Below are 2,652 nucleotides of genomic sequence, written 5' to 3' on the forward strand. Positions count from 1 at the left end.
ACCTTGCTCAGAGGGCTTATGGACCACCAGTCCGGTGGTGTCTGCTGGCACACATACGCCGGGCTGACGACTGTGCACGATGGCCAGCAAAGTCCGCCCGTTGGGAGCCATCATGAGTGAAGCTGCGCTGCCTCTGACCGACGAGGACGACGGTCCCTTGTCGCCATGGTGGGTCCGTGCGGTGCTGATCGTGATGGCGCTCGGCTTTGCCGGCCTCATCGCGGTCACTTTGCTCGCCTATCGCAATGCACCACCGATCCCGACGCAGGTGACGAACCCTGCGGGCTCGCTGCAGTTCAGCGGCGACGACATTGCAGAAGGCCAGGCCGTGTTCCTGAAGTACGGGCTGATGGCCAACGGAAGCATCTGGGGCCACGGCGCCTACCTCGGGCCGGACTACGCGGCCGAAGCCCTGCACCGAATGGGCGAAGTCACGGCGCAGACCATCGCGCAAGCGCGGCACCAGCAGCGCGTCTCAGACCTGACGCCATCTCAGCGGGCCGCGGTGCGCGCCGAAGCGGCGGTTGAGCTGAAGACCAACCGCTATGACGCCGGCACCGAGGTGTTGCAGCTCACCGCCTCGCAAGCCGCAGCCCATGGCGAGTTGATCGAGCACTGGACCCGCTACTTTCACGACCCGGCGCTCAATGGCGGGCTCTCGGCCGACCTGATCACAGACCGCATGGAGCTGAGGCAGTTCACCGCCTTCGTCAGCTGGGCCGCGTGGGCTTCCGTCGCAGCGCGACCAGGTGAAGACTATTCCTATACCAACAACTTCCCCTACGACCCGAGCGTCGGCAACCGGCCGATCGCCGGCGCCTTGTTCTGGAGCGCCCTGAGCCTCGCCGTGCTGCTGGCCGGCATCGCCGTGGTGCTGCTGGCCTTCGGCAAGTTCGACTACCTCGGCTGGGTCACGCGGGGCCACCAGGTCAGGCCGCAGCTGCTGCCGGGCCAGTCCAGCGCCGGGCAGAAGGCGCTGGTCAAGTTCTTCGTGGTGGTCGCCTTGCTCCTGCTGGGGCAGACGCTGGTCGGCGGCGGCGTTGCGCACTACCGCGCAGACCCGGGCGGCTTCTACGGCTTCGACCTCGAACGCATCTTCCCCAGCAACCTGCTGCGAACCTGGCACCTGCAACTGGCGATCTTCTGGATCGCGACCGCCTATGTGGCTGCGGCGCTGTTCCTCGGCCGATCTTTGCGCAAAGACGAGCCGCGTGGGCTCGCCGCAATGACGCACGGACTCTTCGCCGCCTTTGCTCTGGTGATCGGTGGCAGCTTGCTCGGAGAATGGCTGGGCATCTCGCAGGTGCTCGGCGATTGGTGGTTCTGGCTCGGCAACCAGGGCTGGGAATACCTGGAACTCGGCCGGGTGTGGCAATACCTGCTGGTGGCGGGGCTGTTCGCGTGGTTTGCATTGCTGTGGATGCTGGTGCGGCCCCACACGCTCGCGAACCCGACGGTGCGGCCCATCGTCAGGATGTTCCTGGTCGCCGCCATCGCGATCCCGCTGTTCTACATTCCGGCGCTGTTCATCGGTGCCAAGGCCAACTACACGGTGGTCGACACCTGGCGCTTCTGGATCATCCACCTGTGGGTCGAAGGTTTCTTCGAATTCTTCGCCACGACCGTGGTGGCGCTGACGTTCTTCCAGCTCGGCCTGGCTCGCCGCAACGTCGCCTTGCGCGTGATCTATCTCGACGCGATCCTGTACTTCCTCGGCGGCCTGATGGGCACCGGCCATCACTGGTACTTCACCGGCCAGAGCAACTTCAACATGGCCTTGTCGGCCTTGTTCTCGGCCCTCGAGGTGGTTCCGCTGACCTTGCTGACGCTCGACGCATGGGACTTCGTGCGCACGACGCGTGGCGAGCGCGACGCCGCGGGCAAGGCCATCGACATCCCGCACAAGTGGGCCTTCTACTTCCTGATGGCGGTGGGCTTCTGGAACTTCGTCGGCGCGGGGATGCTCGGCTTCCTGATCAACCTGCCGATCGTCAGTTACTACGAGGTCGGCACGTTGCTGACGCCCGCCCACGGGCACTCGGCCATGATGGGTGTCTTCGGCATGCTGGGGATCGCGCTGATGGTCTTCGTGCTGCGCCAGACCAGCGACGACGCACATTGGCCCGCGATCGAAAAGTACGTCCGGGTCGCGTTCTGGGGCACCAACGGTGGCTTGGCACTGATGGTGGGCCTGAGCCTGTTCCCGTCCGGGCTCCTGCAGCTGTGGGATGTCCTGCACRACGGCTATTGGCACGCCCGCAGCCTGGATTACATCGGCAGCGAACGGTCGCACCTGCTCGAATGGATGCGCATGCCGGGCGATGTGGTGTTCATCGTGTTCGGCGCCGTGCCGTTGGTGATCGCCTCGATCAAGGGCTACCTGGGCGTGCGGGAGGGCGCCAAGTCGCCACGCCCGATCCTCGTCCCGGCGAAGCTGCCGGTGTAGTGATCCCACGTAGCAGGCAGGGCATGCGACTGTTCGATAGCGCACCGACCCGGCAGATCCCGCCGCGCAAACTGGGGCAGACCGCGCCGGCCACTTGAGCGCGGGCTCACGACTTCGAAAGACCCCATGCAGATCCTGCTCCACACCGACCCGAACACCGACGGCAGCGCGGCGATGACCGACCATCTCGACACCGTCGTCAACGC

1 protein-coding gene is annotated in these 2,652 nt (G+C 65.6%); it reads left to right on the forward strand.

Annotation, left to right across the window (positions count from 1 at the left end; translation table 11 throughout):
• Positions 1-112: 112 nt before the first annotated feature.
• Positions 113-2,446 carry a nitric-oxide reductase large subunit gene (locus tag AC1DYI_RS32140; RefSeq protein WP_477208171.1) on the forward strand — a complete coding sequence of 778 codons (2,334 nt, stop codon included), beginning with the start codon at positions 113-115 and terminating at the stop codon, positions 2,444-2,446.
• Positions 2,447-2,652: the final 206 nt, after the last annotated feature.

This window comes from Ideonella sp. P3_A4 (genome assembly GCF_056403075.1).